The sequence below is a fragment of the Lacinutrix salivirga genome, assembly GCF_053604675.1.
On sequence record NZ_JBSHNP010000106.1, the window covers coordinates 17,304 to 34,633 of the forward strand.

At 31.4% G+C, this 17,330-nt stretch carries 10 protein-coding genes and 1 CRISPR repeat array; of the genes, 5 read left to right on the forward strand and 5 right to left on the reverse strand.

Annotation, left to right across the window (positions count from 1 at the left end; translation table 11 throughout):
• The first annotated feature begins 22 nt into the window (after positions 1-22).
• Positions 23-757 carry an ABC transporter substrate-binding protein gene (locus ACVC5O_RS08830; protein WP_452221118.1) on the forward strand — a complete coding sequence of 245 codons (735 nt, stop codon included), beginning with the start codon at positions 23-25 and terminating at the stop codon, positions 755-757.
• Here ACVC5O_RS08830 and ACVC5O_RS08835 read toward each other — a convergent pair.
• The 3 genes from ACVC5O_RS08835 to ACVC5O_RS08845 all read right to left on the reverse strand — a co-directional run bounded on the left by ACVC5O_RS08835 (position 732) and on the right by ACVC5O_RS08845 (position 2,009).
• Complete coding sequence (locus ACVC5O_RS08835; RefSeq protein ID WP_452221119.1) at positions 732-878, reverse strand: hypothetical protein; 147 nt, start codon at positions 876-878, stop codon at positions 732-734. The genes ACVC5O_RS08830 and ACVC5O_RS08835 overlap by 26 nt on opposite strands.
• A 78-nt stretch (positions 879-956) precedes the next feature.
• Positions 957-1,154, reverse strand: coding sequence for a Lacal_2735 family protein (locus tag ACVC5O_RS08840; protein ID WP_452221120.1), 198 nt, complete (start codon positions 1,152-1,154; stop codon positions 957-959).
• A 153-nt stretch (positions 1,155-1,307) separates the two neighbouring features.
• Positions 1,308-2,009 carry a DUF4197 domain-containing protein gene (locus tag ACVC5O_RS08845; RefSeq protein WP_452221121.1) on the reverse strand — a complete coding sequence of 234 codons (702 nt, stop codon included), beginning with the start codon at positions 2,007-2,009 and terminating at the stop codon, positions 1,308-1,310.
• A gap of 322 nt (positions 2,010-2,331) precedes the next feature.
• Between ACVC5O_RS08845 and ACVC5O_RS08850 the strand changes: the two genes are divergently transcribed.
• The 4 genes from ACVC5O_RS08850 (at position 2,332) to cas9 (ending at position 12,955) form a co-directional block, all read left to right on the forward strand.
• Positions 2,332-5,814, forward strand: a complete 3,483-nt coding sequence (locus ACVC5O_RS08850; protein WP_452221122.1) for a methylmalonyl-CoA mutase family protein — start codon at positions 2,332-2,334, stop codon at positions 5,812-5,814.
• A gap of 203 nt (positions 5,815-6,017) precedes the next feature.
• Complete coding sequence (locus ACVC5O_RS08855) at positions 6,018-6,491, forward strand: OsmC family protein (RefSeq protein WP_452221123.1); 474 nt, start codon at positions 6,018-6,020, stop codon at positions 6,489-6,491.
• 178 nt (positions 6,492-6,669) lie between these two features.
• Positions 6,670-9,327, forward strand: a complete 2,658-nt coding sequence (locus tag ACVC5O_RS08860) for a T9SS type A sorting domain-containing protein (RefSeq protein ID WP_452221124.1) — start codon at positions 6,670-6,672, stop codon at positions 9,325-9,327.
• 259 nt (positions 9,328-9,586) lie between these two features.
• Positions 9,587-12,955 (forward strand): type II CRISPR RNA-guided endonuclease Cas9, encoded by a 3,369-nt coding sequence (cas9, locus tag ACVC5O_RS08865; protein ID WP_452221125.1) that lies wholly within the window; start codon positions 9,587-9,589, stop codon positions 12,953-12,955.
• Between the two features lie 105 nt (positions 12,956-13,060).
• Positions 13,061-15,797: direct repeats of the CRISPR family, unit length 36 nt; unit sequence GTTGTGGTTTGATTAAAGATTAGAAAACACGATATT.
• A 106-nt stretch (positions 15,798-15,903) separates the two neighbouring features.
• Here the strand turns inward: cas9 and cas2 are convergent.
• Together cas2 and cas1 are read right to left on the reverse strand one after the other, a co-directional pair.
• Positions 15,904-16,233, reverse strand: coding sequence for a CRISPR-associated endonuclease Cas2 (cas2, locus tag ACVC5O_RS08870; protein WP_452221126.1), 330 nt, complete (start codon positions 16,231-16,233; stop codon positions 15,904-15,906).
• Positions 16,224-17,105 (reverse strand): type II CRISPR-associated endonuclease Cas1, encoded by an 882-nt coding sequence (cas1, locus tag ACVC5O_RS08875; protein ID WP_452221127.1) that lies wholly within the window; start codon positions 17,103-17,105, stop codon positions 16,224-16,226. The genes cas2 and cas1 overlap by 10 nt, the downstream gene beginning before the upstream one ends.
• Between the last annotated feature and the right edge of the window lie 225 nt (positions 17,106-17,330).

The window sequence follows — 17,330 nt, forward strand, 5'->3', positions numbered from 1 at the left end:
ATAAAAAAAAGCATTAACAGTTATGAGAATTATTAGTCTTGTCCCTTCCCAAACCGAGTTGCTTTTCGATTTAGGCTTGGAAAACGCTCTAGTTGGCATTACCAAATTTTGTGTGCATCCCAAACACTTACTACAATCTAAAGAAAAAGTAGGAGGCACTAAACAGATTAATATAGAAAAAATAAAAGCACTACAACCAGACATTATACTCTGCAATAAAGAAGAAAATACCAAAGAGATAGTTGAGTTGTGCGAACAAGTTTGCCAAGTACACGTATCAGACATTGTGACAATAGAAGATTGTTTGCAGCTAATAACGCATTACGGAACTCTATTTAATAAAAAAGAAGAAGCAGAAATTATATCAAAAACAATAGAACAACACTTAAAAGAGTTCCAAGCTTACATTAAAGAAAAACCAACATTACAAGTAGCCTATTTTATTTGGAAAGACCCTTGGATGGTTGCAGGAAGCGAAACCTTTATTAACTATATGCTAGGTATTAATAAATTAGAAAATGTATTTTCCAACACACCACGTTATCCAGAGGTTAATATCGATAAACTTCCTAAAAACTTAGAACTTATATTGCTCTCTAGTGAACCCTTTCCGTTTAAAGAAAAGCATAGCACTACACTCCAAAAAAAATACCCAAACGCAAAAATTATAATTGTAGATGGAGAATATTTTTCGTGGTATGGCTCAAGACTTCAAACAGCCTTTACATATTTTAAAGCGTTGCGTTCTTCTTTTTAGAATCTTCAGACTTATAAATAAGTTCTTTAAAATAATTATAAGTGTTTTTTAAAGCCTCAATATCCTTTAAGGCATTTAAATTAGTGTTGGAATAACCAACTCTACAAAATTGCTTAGTCATAACTTTTTTATATAAATACGAACAAAACAAGCAATTAGATGTTTGCGAAGCTCAAAAAAGCTCAAAAAAAATTAATAGTTAATTAGACGTTATAGAAGATTCTCTATCAAGATAGTTTAGTCTATTTAGCTTGTTAAGTAGTTTTAAAGCTTTATACTCAGAGATGTCACTTAAAGCGTGGTCTGTTTGTCTAAAATTATAGGCTTGCTCCACCAACTGCTTATATTTAGTGCGCAATTTCTGCTTATGTAATTTTAGTTTTTCGGTGTGTTGCATGTTGGTTAAAACATTGGTTTGGTTTTTAAATATAGTTTAATAATTGATAATAAGCAAGTTATAATTTAAAAACAGAAACACCAACCCAAAAAAAATTTCAAATTGGTGTTTATAAAGCTAAATAATTATATAAAGTATATTTAAATTTTCAAGTTAATCTTGCAAAGAAAAAACTTTTCGCAGTAAATCAGTAGTTCTAGAGGATACCTTATTTCTAATCTCTTTTTCTTCAACAGCAATCATGGTATAAACCCCTTTTAAAGCTTCATTTGTAACATAATCTGTTAAATCAGGATTCACATTAGTAGTAAAAGGTATAGCATTGTATTTAGTAATAAGATTCGTCCAAATTTGGTCTGCACCAACCTTACTAAACGAGTTATTAATTACTGGCTGAAATTTGTTATACAATTCCGTTTGCGTTCTACTCGTTAAATATTGCGTTGCAGCATCATCCTGTCCAAGTAAAATGTTTTTCGCGTCAGCAAAAGTAATGTCCTTAACCGCATTAACAAAAATTGGTGTTGCCTCACTTACTGCATCTTCTGCAGCTCTATTTAAGGCTTTAATTCCATCATCTGCTAAACTACTTAAACCAATATCACGTAAGGCTTTATCTACTTTTTGCAACTCTTCAGGAAGCAAAATTTTAACCAATTCGTTTTTATAAAACCCGTTTTTTAAAGTTAATTTGCTCACCTGTTTGTCAATCCCTAAGTCTAAGGCTTCTCGCAAACCAGACGCAATTTCTAATTGTGATAATCCACCACCTTGCGGTAACTGGCCAATAACTTGGTTTAATTCTGCGCAAGCAGATAAATTTAATACTAAAAATAGAGCCAAAAATCGTTTCATTATATTTGTTTTAGAGGCTAAAGGTAACAATTATTTGGGCAAATAGTGTGTTAAAATGGTTTCGCCAGCTTCACCATTCTAACACACTACCGCGTTTTCCGTTATATCTTTTTTTGCCATATATGGCAGCAAAAAAAGGATGCCACTGCAACCACTTTTGCAAGCTTACTCAAACTTTAAAAACATACAGAAACGTATAAAAATTAGCTCTTATTAGTGTGCACTTTTTAAAGACTAATTTTTTTTAGATAATTCTTCTTTTTAAAGCAATTTTTTTGAATATTCCGTAAATTGCAACCTCAAAACCGAATTTATTTTCCGAATGATACAAGCAACACCATACAAACCAAAACACAAAGTTAGAATAGTAACTGCAGCTGCACTCTTCGATGGTCACGATGCATCAATTAACATTATGCGTCGTATTATACAATCTACAGGAGTTGAGGTTATACATTTAGGACATGACAGAAGTGTAGATGAGGTTGTAAATACAGCCATACAAGAAGATGCCAATGCTATTTGCTTAACCTCATACCAAGGTGGTCACAACGAATATTTTAAGTACATGTACGATTTGCTTAAAGAACGAGGCGCAGAGCATATAAAAATCTTCGGTGGAGGAGGAGGTGTTATTTTACCTTCAGAAATTAAGGAATTAATGGATTACGGTATCTCACGTATTTACTCACCAGATGATGGTAGAGAAATGGGATTACAAGGCATGATTAACGATTTAGTTGAGCAATCAGATTTTGCTATTGGAGACAAATTAAGTAACGAAGTAGCAGTGCTTCCTACTAAAAATCCAAAAGCAATTGCAAGAGTAATTTCTTCTGCCGAAAATTTTCCTGAAGTTGCAAAAGGTGCTTTAGAAGAAATTCATAAAAAAAATAAAACCTCTAAAACACCAGTTTTAGGAATCACAGGTACTGGAGGTGCTGGAAAATCGTCTTTAGTCGATGAGTTGGTGCGAAGATTTCTAATCGATTTTCCTGAGAAAACCATTGGTTTAGTCTCTGTAGATCCATCAAAACGAAAAACAGGAGGCGCACTTTTAGGAGACAGGATTAGAATGAATGCTATTAACTCGCCACGTGTTTATATGCGTAGTTTGGCAACACGACAAAGTAATTTAGCTTTATCAAAATACGTAAATGAAGCAGTACAAGTTTTAAAAGCTGCTGAGTACGATATTATTATTTTAGAAACTTCAGGAATTGGGCAAAGTGATACTGAAATTATGGAGCACAGTGATGTTGCTTTGTATGTTATGACACCAGAATTTGGAGCAGCAACTCAATTGGAAAAAATTGATATGTTGGATTTTGCCGATTTGGTAGCCATCAACAAATTCGATAAACGTGGCTCTTTAGATGCTTTACGCGATGTGAAAAAACAATACATGCGTAATAATAATCTTTGGGATACACCACAAGACCAGTTGCCAGTTTATGGCACAATCGCCTCTCAATTTAATGATCCAGGAATGAATACGCTTTACAAAGCGATTATGGATAAGTTGGTAGAAAAAACAGATAGCGATTTAAAATCTACGTTCGAAATGTCGAAAGAAATGAGCGAGAAGATTTTTGTAATTCCACCAAACAGAACACGTTACCTTTCTGAAATTGCAGAAAATAATCGTGCTTACGATAAAACGGCTTTAACGCAAGTAGAAGTGGCTCAAAAACTCTTTGGGATATATAAAACAATTTGTTCTGTAGCTATCATTCCTAAAGAAAGAGAGGAATCTCTTTTGAACAAGTTTGGCTTAAACCAAGAAGAGATTCTTCGCTCCGCTCTGAATGACAATCGTAATGTCATTCCGACAGAAGGAGGAACGACTGACGAGGAATCTAAAACACAATTCTTAAAACTATTAATCTCAGAATTCGACCGCGTAAAACTAAACCTAGACCCATACAATTGGGAAGTAATTACTGGTTGGGAAGAGAAAGTAAATAAATACAAAAATCCTATTTACACGTTTAAAGTAAGAGATAAGGAAATAAACATAGAAACCCATACAAAATCATTATCGCAAAGCGATATTCCTAAGGTAGCCTTACCAAAATACGAAGCTTGGGGAGACATTTTAAAATGGTGTTTGCAAGAAAATGTACCAGGAGAATTTCCTTATACCTCAGGATTATATCCTTTTAAACGTACAGGAGAAGATCCAGCACGTATGTTTGCCGGAGAAGGAGGTCCAGAACGTACCAACAGACGTTTCCATTACGTAAGTGCAGGTTTACCAGCAAAACGTTTATCTACAGCTTTTGACAGTGTAACGCTTTATGGAAACGACCCAGATTACAGACCAGATATTTACGGTAAAATAGGAAATGCTGGTGTATCTATTTGTTGTTTAGACGATGCTAAAAAACTCTATTCAGGTTTTAATTTAGCGCACGTTTTAACCTCTGTGAGTATGACAATTAATGGTCCAGCTCCTATGTTGTTAGGCTTTTTTATGAATGCTGCTATAGACCAACAATGTGAAATCTACATTAAAGAAAACGGATTAGAAAAAGAAGTAGAAGCTAAAATTGCTAAACTTTATAAAAACAAAGAAAGACCAAGTTACAATGGTGAATTGCCAGAAAGTAACGATGGTTTAGGCTTAATGCTTTTAGGTGTTACAGGAGACCAAGTGTTGCCAGCAGAAGTTTATGCCGAAATTAAAAAGAATACTATTGCTCAAGTTCGTGGAACTGTACAAGCAGATATCTTAAAAGAAGATCAGGCGCAAAATACCTGTATTTTTTCTACAGAATTTGCCTTACGATTAATGGGAGACGTGCAAGAATATTTTATCGAGAATAATGTGCGTAACTTTTATTCGGTATCAATTTCTGGATACCATATTGCAGAAGCTGGAGCAAACCCAATTACACAATTAGCTTTAACTTTATCTAATGGTTTCACTTATGTAGAGTATTATTTAAGTCGAGGTATGGACATCAATAAATTTGGGCCAAACCTATCGTTCTTTTTCTCCAATGGTATCGATCCAGAATATGCTGTTATTGGTCGTGTTGCCAGAAAGATTTGGGCAAAAGCCATGAAGCATAAATATGGTGCCAATGCAAGAGCACAAATGCTAAAATACCATATTCAAACCTCTGGAAGAAGTTTACATGCTCAGGAAATTGACTTTAACGATATTCGTACAACACTTCAAGCATTATATGCAATTTACGATAACTGTAATTCACTACATACTAATGCTTATGATGAAGCCATTACAACACCTACTGAAGAGTCTGTGCGTCGTGCCATGGCAATTCAACTAATTATAAATAAAGAATTAGGATTGGCTAAAAATGAAAATCCTATTCAAGGTTCTTTTATTATTGAAGAATTAACCGATTTAGTAGAAGAAGCTGTATTATTAGAATTTGATAGAATAACAGAAAGAGGTGGCGTTTTAGGAGCTATGGAAACCATGTATCAACGTTCTAAAATACAAGAAGAAAGTTTGTATTACGAGACATTGAAGCATAACGGAGCGTTTCCTATAATTGGAGTTAACACATTTTTAAGCTCTAAAGGTTCGCCAACTGTTATTCCAAAAGAAGTGATTCGTGCAACGGAAGAGGAAAAAGAATTTCAGATTAAAACATTAGAAAATTTACACAAAGCAAACGATACAAAAGCCTTGCTAAAAGACCTTCAGAAAAAAGCAATAAACAACGAGAATATTTTTGAAGCATTAATGGAGGTCTGTAAAGTATGTTCTTTAGGAGAAATCACATCTTCGTTATTTGAAGTTGGAGGACAGTATAGACGTAACATGTAAGCAGAGAACCACATTTTGTCTAAACAAAATGTGTGTGAATCGCTTATGCCAAAATTGATTTGGGATCTTATAAAAATGATTATTTTTAAAAAGAATCGGTTGTCATTCAAAGCGTAGCGAAGAATCTTTTAAAATTTTTCAATAAATTAAACAAAAAGCGTTTCAAAATAGAAACGCTTATTTATTACATCAAAAATAATTACATGTCTCTAAATCACACCTTTAAAGCAAAAGTAAATTGGACAATAAGCAAAGGAGAAAGCACTCAAAACCCAAGAACTTTTAGCCGAAATCATAGCGTTGTAATTGCTAATAAAACAACACCATTACAAGTGTCTGCAGCAAAACCATTTAGAGGAGACGATACATTATATAATCCTGAAGATTTATTGTTGTCTGCTTTAGCATCTTGCCACATGATGTCTTATTTATACATTTGTGCTCAAAATAATATAGAGGTTTTAAGTTATACAGATACTGCAGAAGGTGACTTAGAAGTTAAAACTACAGGAAGTGGAAGATTTAAAAAGGTAAGATTAAAACCCATAGTTATTATAAAGGATATTTCACAAAAAACGTTAGCACTTAGTTTGCATGAAAAGGCAAATAGTTTATGTTTTATAGCAAACTCATGCAATTTTCCAATTTCTCATGAGGCTTTAGTTTTGGTAGGTTAGTATTTTATCTAATCGTTTTAAAATAGAAGTAAAAATAAATGCATCTTTTCTATAACTTCTGTGTCTTTTTTTATACCATTTACACAATAAATAATACCAAAAAAACATTTTAGCTCGAAAAGGGTAGGTGTTTTCCTTATTTTTAAATAAATTAATCTATTCATTAAAAACAACCACTATGAAAACAAAATTACTTTCCCTCTTCTTTTTTATAATTGCTAATCTCGTTTTTTCACAAGTTCCTACTAATGATGACTGTAATATGGCAATTAATATTCCAATAGAAACAATGAATGCTATCAATACATCTTACAGTAACGTAGAATCTACGCTTAGTGTTTCTGGTAGTTGTGAAAATAATACGTACACAGATTTGTGGTTTGAGTTTACAATGCCTGTTACAGGAAATGTTAGAATTACAAATGCTTATGGCAATGATGTTTTTATTTTATTTGATAGTTGTACTGGAACCGAAATACAATGTGGTTTTGGAAACGAATACTATTATAATTTACAACAAAACACCAACTATAAACTACGAGTAGCAAGTCGAGTAGATTTAGCTGCACAACGCAGTTTTAATATTCAGGCTTTCACACCAAACGGAAACGATGAGTGTAACATGGCTACTACAATACCAATAGAAGTAGCCAACCCAATAAACACAACTTATAATAATGCAGGTTCTACACTTAGTGTTTCTGCAAGTTGCGAGAATAATAATTATACAGATATGTGGTTCGATTTTACAATGCCAGTTACAGGCAATGTAAGAATTACAAATACTTATGGTAATGACTCTTTTACACTATACGATGCTTGTAATGGAACCGAAATACAATGTGGTTTTGGTAACGAATATTATTATAATTTACAACAAAACATCAATTACAAATTACGCGTTGCTAGCCGAGTTGATTTAATCGCAAACCGTTCATTTAATATTCAGGCCTTTTTACCTAATGGGAATGATGAGTGTAATATGTCAACAACAATACCAATAGAAGTCGCTAACCCAGTAAATACAGCATATAATAACGCAGGCTCAACATTAAGCGTTTCTGCAAGTTGCGAGAATAATATTTATACAGATATGTGGTTCGATTTTACAATGCCAATAACAGGAAATGTAAGAATAACAAGTACTTATGGTAACGACTCTTTTACGCTTTACGATGCTTGTAATGGAACTGAAATTCAATGTGGTTTTGGTAACGAATATTATTATAATTTACAACAAAATACCAATTATAAGTTGCGCGTTGCTAGCCGAGTAGATTTAATCGCAAATCGCTCATTTAATATTCAAGCTTTTGAAGCTAATATAAATGACGACTGTAACATGTCCACAGAAATTTTAATAGAAACAGAAAATGTAGTAACCACATCTTACAATAATGCTGGATCTATGCAAAGCACAATACAAGGCAGTTGTGAGAATACAAATTTTGAGTATAATGATCTCTGGTATAACTTTACAATGCCTGTAAATGGTAATGTTTTTATTACCAGCGCTTATGGTAACGATAGTTTTACGCTATATGATGGTTGCGGTATGACAGAGATACAATGTGGCTTTGGAACAGAGACTTATATAAATCTATCGCAAAACACAAATTACGTACTTAGAGTGGCGAGTCGTGTAGATTTAATTGCACCTCGTTCGTTTTCTATTAGAGCGTTTGAGGCCATCCCAAACCAAACTTGTGCAACAGCAACACCAATACAAGTAGCTAATTTAGGAGACTGTGCAAGTCAAAATAACGTAGTAGATATGCGTGGCGCAACACCATCCACAAATTTAAGTTCTTGCGTAACGCAATCTCAGGAGTATTATGATGCTTGGTTTACTTTTCAAGCGCCTTTAACTGGGAATATTACTTTAAATACAGGCGAAGTTTTTGATAATTATGCATTGTATGATGCCTGTAATGGCACAGAAATTACTTGTTTTAATAACGATGGCTCAATGCCTGTAGTTTTTGGTAACACCTACTATTTGCAATTGTTAAAACGTACTGTGTTTTTAGATGAAGTTACCTTCTGTTTAGAAGGTGCTCCAGAAGTCGCTCCTGGCATGGCTAATGTTTGTGAAACGCTGCCAAATGTTACCATCTCTGCTGCAGAAGGTAATACCAACGATTGGGTGCCAATATTAGACACTAATGGCAATATTGCAGCTGCAATTAATGCTAATGGTAACGATTTAGGAGTTATTGCTTCTACGCTATTTATAGATAATGCAGATACCAGAACAGTGATAGCACAACCCTATTTACGAAGAGAGCTGTCCTTAACACCAGAGAATCAACCAACATCAAATGTATCGATAAGACTCTATGTTTTACAAGATGAAATGGACGATTTAATAGCAGCAGATCCCAATATGGTTAATTACTTATTTTTAGACATGATGAAAGTGGCTGGCTCTGGCTGTACAACAGGTTATACTGGAGGAGGCGATTTTTTATCGGCAAGTTCAAGTTTTTATGGTAGTGATTATTACAGTCAGTTTTCAACAAATAGTTTTTCAGTGTTTTATCCATCGTCAACAAATTTATCCGAAACCTTATCAACCCAATCTTTTGATACAGCTTTAGGAATTAAAATTTATCCAACAGTTTCAAACGGAATTATAAACATAAAGGCTGAAGATAATTTAGAACAAGCAAATATTTCTGTTTTAGATGTTAATGGAAAAACGGTTTTTTCTTCGGAAGTGGATTTAGGTGCGAACCCAATTCAGCTAAACCTTGAAAATAGAACTAAAGGATTGTATTTTTTAAAATTAGAGCACAACGGAAGCACAGAAGTTCAGAAAATAATTTTAAGATAATAGAAACTAAAATTTCTACTCATAATTAATGCCATTATTTAAACACTAAATAATGGCATTAATGGTATAAAAAAAGTCCTACCGAAGCAGGACTAAAGATTTTCATCTACGGCATATAGCCTTATTGTGATAAGATTAAAGATTAGAAATTTTAATCTATATCAAATATAGAAAGAACATATTCATAATCCAAACACAAAATACATAAGAAATTTCATATTGTTTTTGTAGTTTTAAGTTTGTTAAAATAGTAAAGATTATGAGTAAGATTTTAGGTTTGGATTTAGGTACTAATAGTATAGGATGGGCTGTTATTGATGACAGTAAGAACTCAATTTTAGGAATTGGTAGTAGAATATTTCCAATGGGAGTTGATAATTTAGGCGATGGAGATAAAGAATTATCTAAAAATGCAAGTAGAACAGGAGCAAGAGGAGTAAGAAGACAGTTTTTTAGAAGGCGTCTGCGTAAAAAAATATTATTGCAATTACTTTCTAAAAATAATATGTGTCCTTTAACTGAAAAAGATTTTGAACATTGGAAAAAATCTAAAAAATTTCCTGAAGAAAAATTAAAGGATTGGTTTGCTTTAAATCCTTATACATTGCGTCACAATGCATTAAACCAAAAATTAACTTTAGAAGAAATAGGAAGGCTTTTTTATCATTTAATTCAACGTAGAGGGTTTTTAAGTAATAGTAGAAAAGGAGGAAAAGATGATGGAGCTATATTTAAAGGCAAACCAAAAGATGGTAAAATAGGAATAGACCAAACCAAAGAAAGTATACAAAATCAAACATTAGGCTCTTATTTGTATAGTATCGCGCCAAAAGACAACTTACCTTACAAGAATGGTTTAGAACGTATAAGAAATAGATATACCACTAGACAAATGTATGTAGATGAATTTGAACAAATTTGGAAACATCAACAACAATATCATAAATCATTTACACAAGATTTAAAAACTAAAATTGGAGGTAGAAAACAAGACGGTTTTATGGATGATGGAGTACTTTTTCATCAAAGACCTTTAAAATCTCAAAAACATTTAGTAGGTAATTGTTCTTTTGAAAAAAATAAAACCAAGTGTCCATTTAGTGCAATTCCAAATGAATTAAGAACAATATACGAAAAAGTTAATACCATTGAGTGTAATGGAAAAAAAATCACACAACAAGAACGAGAAAAAATTGTTGAAGTATTACTTAAAAAAGTAAAGCCAGCATTTAAAGAATTAAGAAAAGTAATAAATAAGCAAGAAGCATATTATAAGTTTAATTATAAAGATGATGATAAAATAGTTGGCTCTCATACCATTTCTAACTTATCACATAAAAAATTTTTTGGAAAAGAATGGTTTAATTTTACCGAAAAGCAACAGGAAGATATTTGGCATATACTTTATTTTTTTGATAGTAAAGATAAAGTAAAAGAGTATGCATTAAAACATTGGAATTTTACTGAGGACCAAGCCAATGCTATATCAAAATTTAATTTAAAAGATGGTTATGCCAATATTAGTAGAAAAGCAATAGCTAACATTTTACCCTTTCTAAAAATGGGCTTTACCTATGATGTTGCTGTTGTTTTAGGAGGAATAAAAAACGCTTTTGGTAAAGAATGGGAAAATTTAAGCAAAGAAAAAAGAAATTATTTAACAGATAATATTGAAAATATTGTTCGTTCAAAAATAACTGGAGGTTTTATAGATACTATTAAAAATATATTAAAAAAAGAGTATCAACTTACAGATATACAGCTTAAAAAACTCTATCATCATTCTGCAAGTATAGATGCCAAGACTATTTTAGAAAAATTACCAGTAAATCAAGAAGCAGATAATAAAATTCAGTCTATACGTAACCCAATTGTAATTACAGCTTTATTTGAATTAAGAAAATTAGTAAACGAAATTATAGATACACATGGAACTTTAGATGAAATTAAAGTAGAAATGGCAAGAGATTTAAAAGTTTCAAAATCTATAAGAAATGAAATACGTAGAAACCAAAAAAGATTAGAGCGAGAAAACGATAGAGTAAAAAAAGAAGTAGAAAAATACACAAGAGTAACACATGATAGTATTTTAAAATTTAAACTTTGGGAAGAATGTAAAAAAACGTGTCCTTACACAGGAGAACAAATCCCAATAAATAAATTATTTACAGGTGAAATACAGATTGAACATATTCATCCATGGAGTAGATCTTTAAATGATAGTTTTACTAACAAAACATTATGTTTTGCAGATGAAAACAGAAAAAAAGGAAACAAAACACCTTTTGAGTTTTATGGTAATGATGAAGCCAATTGGATAACTATAAAAGAGCGAGCGTTAAAACTTTTTTCAGACACAAAAGAATATCCTAAATCATATCAAAAATTTAAACGTTTTGTACAGCAAAATTTTGATGATGATTTTACTAGTCGTCAATTAAATGATACACGTTATATAAGTAAAGAGGCAAAAAATTATTTAAGTCAAATATGTAAGAAAGTAATTGTTGCTCCAGGACAAATGACAGCAAATTTGCGTCATTTTTGGGGATTAAACACAGTATTAAATACTGAAAACGCAAAATCTAGAGAAGACCATCGTCATCATGCAATAGACGCTTTAGTAATGGCTTGCAGTAAAACTAGTTATTTGCAAGAATTAACACGTTGGAATAGGTATAATAAACAAACAGAGTTAAAAGAGTTTCCAATGCCTTGGCAAACCTTTAGAAAAGAAGCTGAAGTTGCAATAGACAATATATTAGTATCTCATAAAAAGTCAAATAATATATTAACTGTAAGAACACACAAAACAGAAAAAAATGGTGTAATACATAAAAACATAGGTGTAGCTGCTAGAGGACAATTACATAAAGAAACTGTTTATGGAAAACCAAAAAATAGAGAAGCAGTTTTTCATGTAAGAAAGCCAATTGATAGTTTAACTACAGAAAAACAACTTGAAAAAGTAGTAGATAAAACAATTAGAGAATTGATACGTAAAAGGATTCAAGTTTTAGGTGGTTTTGAAAAAGGTAAAATACCTGCAAATACTTTTTTTATAGCTGATGAAAAAGGTATTAATCAACCGCAAATATTCTTGCCAAACAAAAACGGTAATCCTGTACCTATTTTAAAAATAAGAATAAAGGAAACTATTGGTGGAGCAGAACAATTAAAAGATAATGTAAACCAATGGGTAAATCCAAGAAATAACCATCATGTGTTAATTTATAAAGATGAAAAAGAAATTTTAAAAGAAGATGTTGTTACATTTTGGACAGTAGTTGAGCGTAAACGTAAAAAGTTTCCAGTATATCAATTACCAGCAGATGGCAAAAAAATAATAACAACACTACATATAAATGATATGTTTTTACTTGGTTTAAATGAAGAAGAAATTAATTGGGAGCAACCAGATTATTTGGTTTTAATTTCGCATTTGTATAGAGTACAGAAGCTGACTTCAGGAGATTACTTTTTTAGAAAGCATACTTCTTCAACTGTAACTGATAATGAATATAAACAAATAAGAGGATTTGGAGAAGGTAAAACGGGTTGGTTTACGTTTAATCCAATTAAAGTGAAAATTTCAGTTTCTGGTAAAATTGAAAAGTTTAATTTTTAAATATAAAAAGGGATTTTAAATTTAAAGTTCTTTGACATACTTCTATTCTTAATCATCCAAACCACAACGAAAAATTGACATTTTCAATTTTTTTAACGATTTTTCATTGTGGTTTGATTAAAGATTAGAAAACACGATATTCATTTTAAATAAAGCACCCTGACAAAGTATGTTGTGGTTTGATTAAAGATTAGAAAACACGATATTAAACAAGAAGAGCTTGATGTTTTGTGGATGGTTGTGGTTTGATTAAAGATTAGAAAACACGATATTTTATTTGTTTGAAGGTGTTAGTGATTGGACGTTGTGGTTTGATTAAAGATTAGAAAACACGATATTGCTGAGGAAGAACATGTGTACATTGATAATGTTGTGGTTTGATTAAAGATTAGAAAACACGATATTGCCTGGTGTTTTTGTGCTTGATCCGGTTTGGTTGTGGTTTGATTAAAGATTAGAAAACACGATATTAAGAGCCGTATATACTCACGAAACAGTTACGTTGTGGTTTGATTAAAGATTAGAAAACACGATATTAGGGTTAACAAATTCAACTTCTAAAACTGTGTTGTGGTTTGATTAAAGATTAGAAAACACGATATTCGTCGTGCGTTTGATATGCACAAAAATTTAGTTGTGGTTTGATTAAAGATTAGAAAACACGATATTAGGGTTAACAAATTCAACTTCTAAAACTGTGTTGTGGTTTGATTAAAGATTAGAAAACACGATATTGCGTGAAAATAGTAGCCAATGCTTTGCTAAGTTGTGGTTTGATTAAAGATTAGAAAACACGATATTACGATGTGCACAAATACCGCCATCGCAATTGTTGTGGTTTGATTAAAGATTAGAAAACACGATATTAATCTAAATGTTATATCTAATAGTGACGACGTTGTGGTTTGATTAAAGATTAGAAAACACGATATTGCAAAACATGCTATCCAATACTCTGGATTAGTTGTGGTTTGATTAAAGATTAGAAAACACGATATTAAATCAAAAATTAGGATTAGACACGTGGAAGTTGTGGTTTGATTAAAGATTAGAAAACACGATATTTCAGAAAGTACTTGCCCTAAAGTGTTACTTGTTGTGGTTTGATTAAAGATTAGAAAACACGATATTCCAAACTATTACTATTCCTGGCGATGAAATGTTGTGGTTTGATTAAAGATTAGAAAACACGATATTTGTATAGTAACATCGCAATTTGAATTATAAGTTGTGGTTTGATTAAAGATTAGAAAACACGATATTTGCAACTTTCTATTACGTTGCATGCCTTTCGTTGTGGTTTGATTAAAGATTAGAAAACACGATATTTAAACACCTCTGGAGACACTATACGCACAGTTGTGGTTTGATTAAAGATTAGAAAACACGATATTATTTCCCTGTTTGGTATAATTCAGAAAGTGGTTGTGGTTTGATTAAAGATTAGAAAACACGATATTGCGCAATATTTATAAATAGATGCGCCAGTTGTTGTGGTTTGATTAAAGATTAGAAAACACGATATTGTTAACTAGTAAACATAAAGGAGGTAAGATGTTGTGGTTTGATTAAAGATTAGAAAACACGATATTGCTAAGCATTCTTTTGCAGACTACGCTGTTGTTGTGGTTTGATTAAAGATTAGAAAACACGATATTATAGAGATTTAAAAGAAAACGGAACACCTAGTTGTGGTTTGATTAAAGATTAGAAAACACGATATTTTGGTACATTTTTTTTACAGTTACATAAAGTTGTGGTTTGATTAAAGATTAGAAAACACGATATTACTTTAAAATGGTGGAATGACTACCTAGAAGTTGTGGTTTGATTAAAGATTAGAAAACACGATATTAAGTGCAATTTGTAAACAGCTCATTCCATGTTGTGGTTTGATTAAAGATTAGAAAACACGATATTGTATTATCAATACTTATACGACCAACTTTCGTTGTGGTTTGATTAAAGATTAGAAAACACGATATTTGTTATGCTCCAGGTCTGGATCTTTATCATGTTGTGGTTTGATTAAAGATTAGAAAACACGATATTTAACGTATAAGACCAACGTCTTAAATTAATGTTGTGGTTTGATTAAAGATTAGAAAACACGATATTATATTGGAGCGTCACTAAATTACATTTACGTTGTGGTTTGATTAAAGATTAGAAAACACGATATTAGAAAAAATTAACAAAAGTAACTTTCTAAAGTTGTGGTTTGATTAAAGATTAGAAAACACGATATTAGTTGGCAAACGACACTACAACACCATATAGTTGTGGTTTGATTAAAGATTAGAAAACACGATATTAAAGCAGTGTACACCCACGAAACTGTTACGTTGTGGTTTGATTAAAGATTAGAAAACACGATATTTATACTAGACATTGATCTAAACATTGATACGTTGTGGTTTGATTAAAGATTAGAAAACACGATATTAGCTTCGAATATTTCTTTTTGCTCCGTGTAGTTGTGGTTTGATTAAAGATTAGAAAACACGATATTATAAAAAACGGATGGTATTACAAGCCGTATGTTGTGGTTTGATTAAAGATTAGAAAACACGATATTTAGTGGTGCTTTTTATTGTTTGGTAGGATTGTTGTGGTTTGATTAAAGATTAGAAAACACGATATTATAAAACACAACGCTTCGCTCGTGTAAGTTGTTGTGGTTTGATTAAAGATTAGAAAACACGATATTTAATATGGTAAATAATAGTATTATTGTGGTGTTGTGGTTTGATTAAAGATTAGAAAACACGATATTGGTCGTAAGTTTTTTCCATCCAGTTCCCCTGTTGTGGTTTGATTAAAGATTAGAAAACACGATATTAGTTAGCTTGTTAGCTGTTGATATATAGAGTGTTAAAACAAAATAGCGTTAAAAAAAATGCTTCTTTTTTGCAGTGATAAGGCAAGATTGAAGCTTTTTTTTTGTTTTAAAAAAGCTCTAATTGAGTGGGTTGTGGTGTTTTAGGTGCTTCGGCTTTTCCCCAAAAATTTATAATATTCCCAAATTGTTTATCAGTAATACGTAAAATACTCACTTTACCTAAAGGAGGTAATAATGCTTTTATTCGTTTTTCATGTGCATCTGCACTTTCACTACTAGCACAATGCCTCATATATACAGAATACTGCATCATACTAAATCCATCTTTTAATAAATTTTTTCTAAACCCAGCAGCATTTCGTCTGTCTTTAGCTGTATCTGTTGGTAAGTCAAAAAAAACAAATAACCACATAATTCTATAACCGTTTAATTCCATAATTTAGGATACTTTATTTTTTTTCTCTTACCACTATAACATTGTTGCAGAGAGCTAGCTGTTTTTTGTAAACCAAGCATAAGTATGGTTTTTTCAGATTTAAAATAAACTGTTTTAGTAAGTATTTGTAGTAATATAGATTTAGTTTCAGTGGTTAATTCTTGTGCGTCATTATTTTCCATTAAACCATAAACAGCTTCATCTACAATTGGTCTAAAAGGTTCCATTATGTCATCTGCCAAAGCAAAAGCATTGTATTTGTTTTTGTGGTGTATTCCTAAAGTGTTTAATAGTCCACTGCCCGAAAGCGCTCTTGCAGTTGCTGCTCGTAATATTGCATAGCCATAATTTAAAAAATTATTTGGGTAGTTGCCAAAACGTTCTCTTTTAAAGTCACTACTAAAAAAAGATTTCCAATAAAAGTTTGCAGCCACTCCTTCCATATTTGTTGTGTCTCCACTTTTAACTTTACTTGCCAAATAGTTAAAAGTATTTTCTTTACCAGTAATAGTTTTTAGTAATATTCCTTGGTTTTTAATTTTTTCAATAACTGTTTGTTGCCATATTTTTTTTTTAAAGGGAACACTTGCTTCTATTTGATTTTTAAATAACTGTTGTTGTATATGATGGCTATTAAGGTTTAATAACATACCATTTGGTAAGTGCTTATTATTGCAAAATATAATTGCTACATTGTTTTGAATTAAACAATTTATTACAGGAATACTTATGTAAATTTCGGCATGGTCTAAAACTAAATAACCAATATCTTCAATTGGAATTGAGGCTTGTCTTACCTCATTTTCTATATGCAATTGAGATAACTTTAATTTTAGCTTACTTTTTCGCTCTACGAGGATTGTTTTTTTCATATTTGTCGTCTTTACTTACAAAAGTTAAGACAATTTGGTTGGGTTTACAAAAAAAACTACTTAAAGCTAATCTAAAAAAATCAATACAATGCTATTTTTGTTATTGAGTTGACTGTAAATTTTAATCAAACTATAATTTTAAGTTATTAAAAATAACAAATAACCAACATAAGGCTTGTAACTCCTTGCGATTTAGATAGTATAAGGTAAACAGAGTAAAAGGAT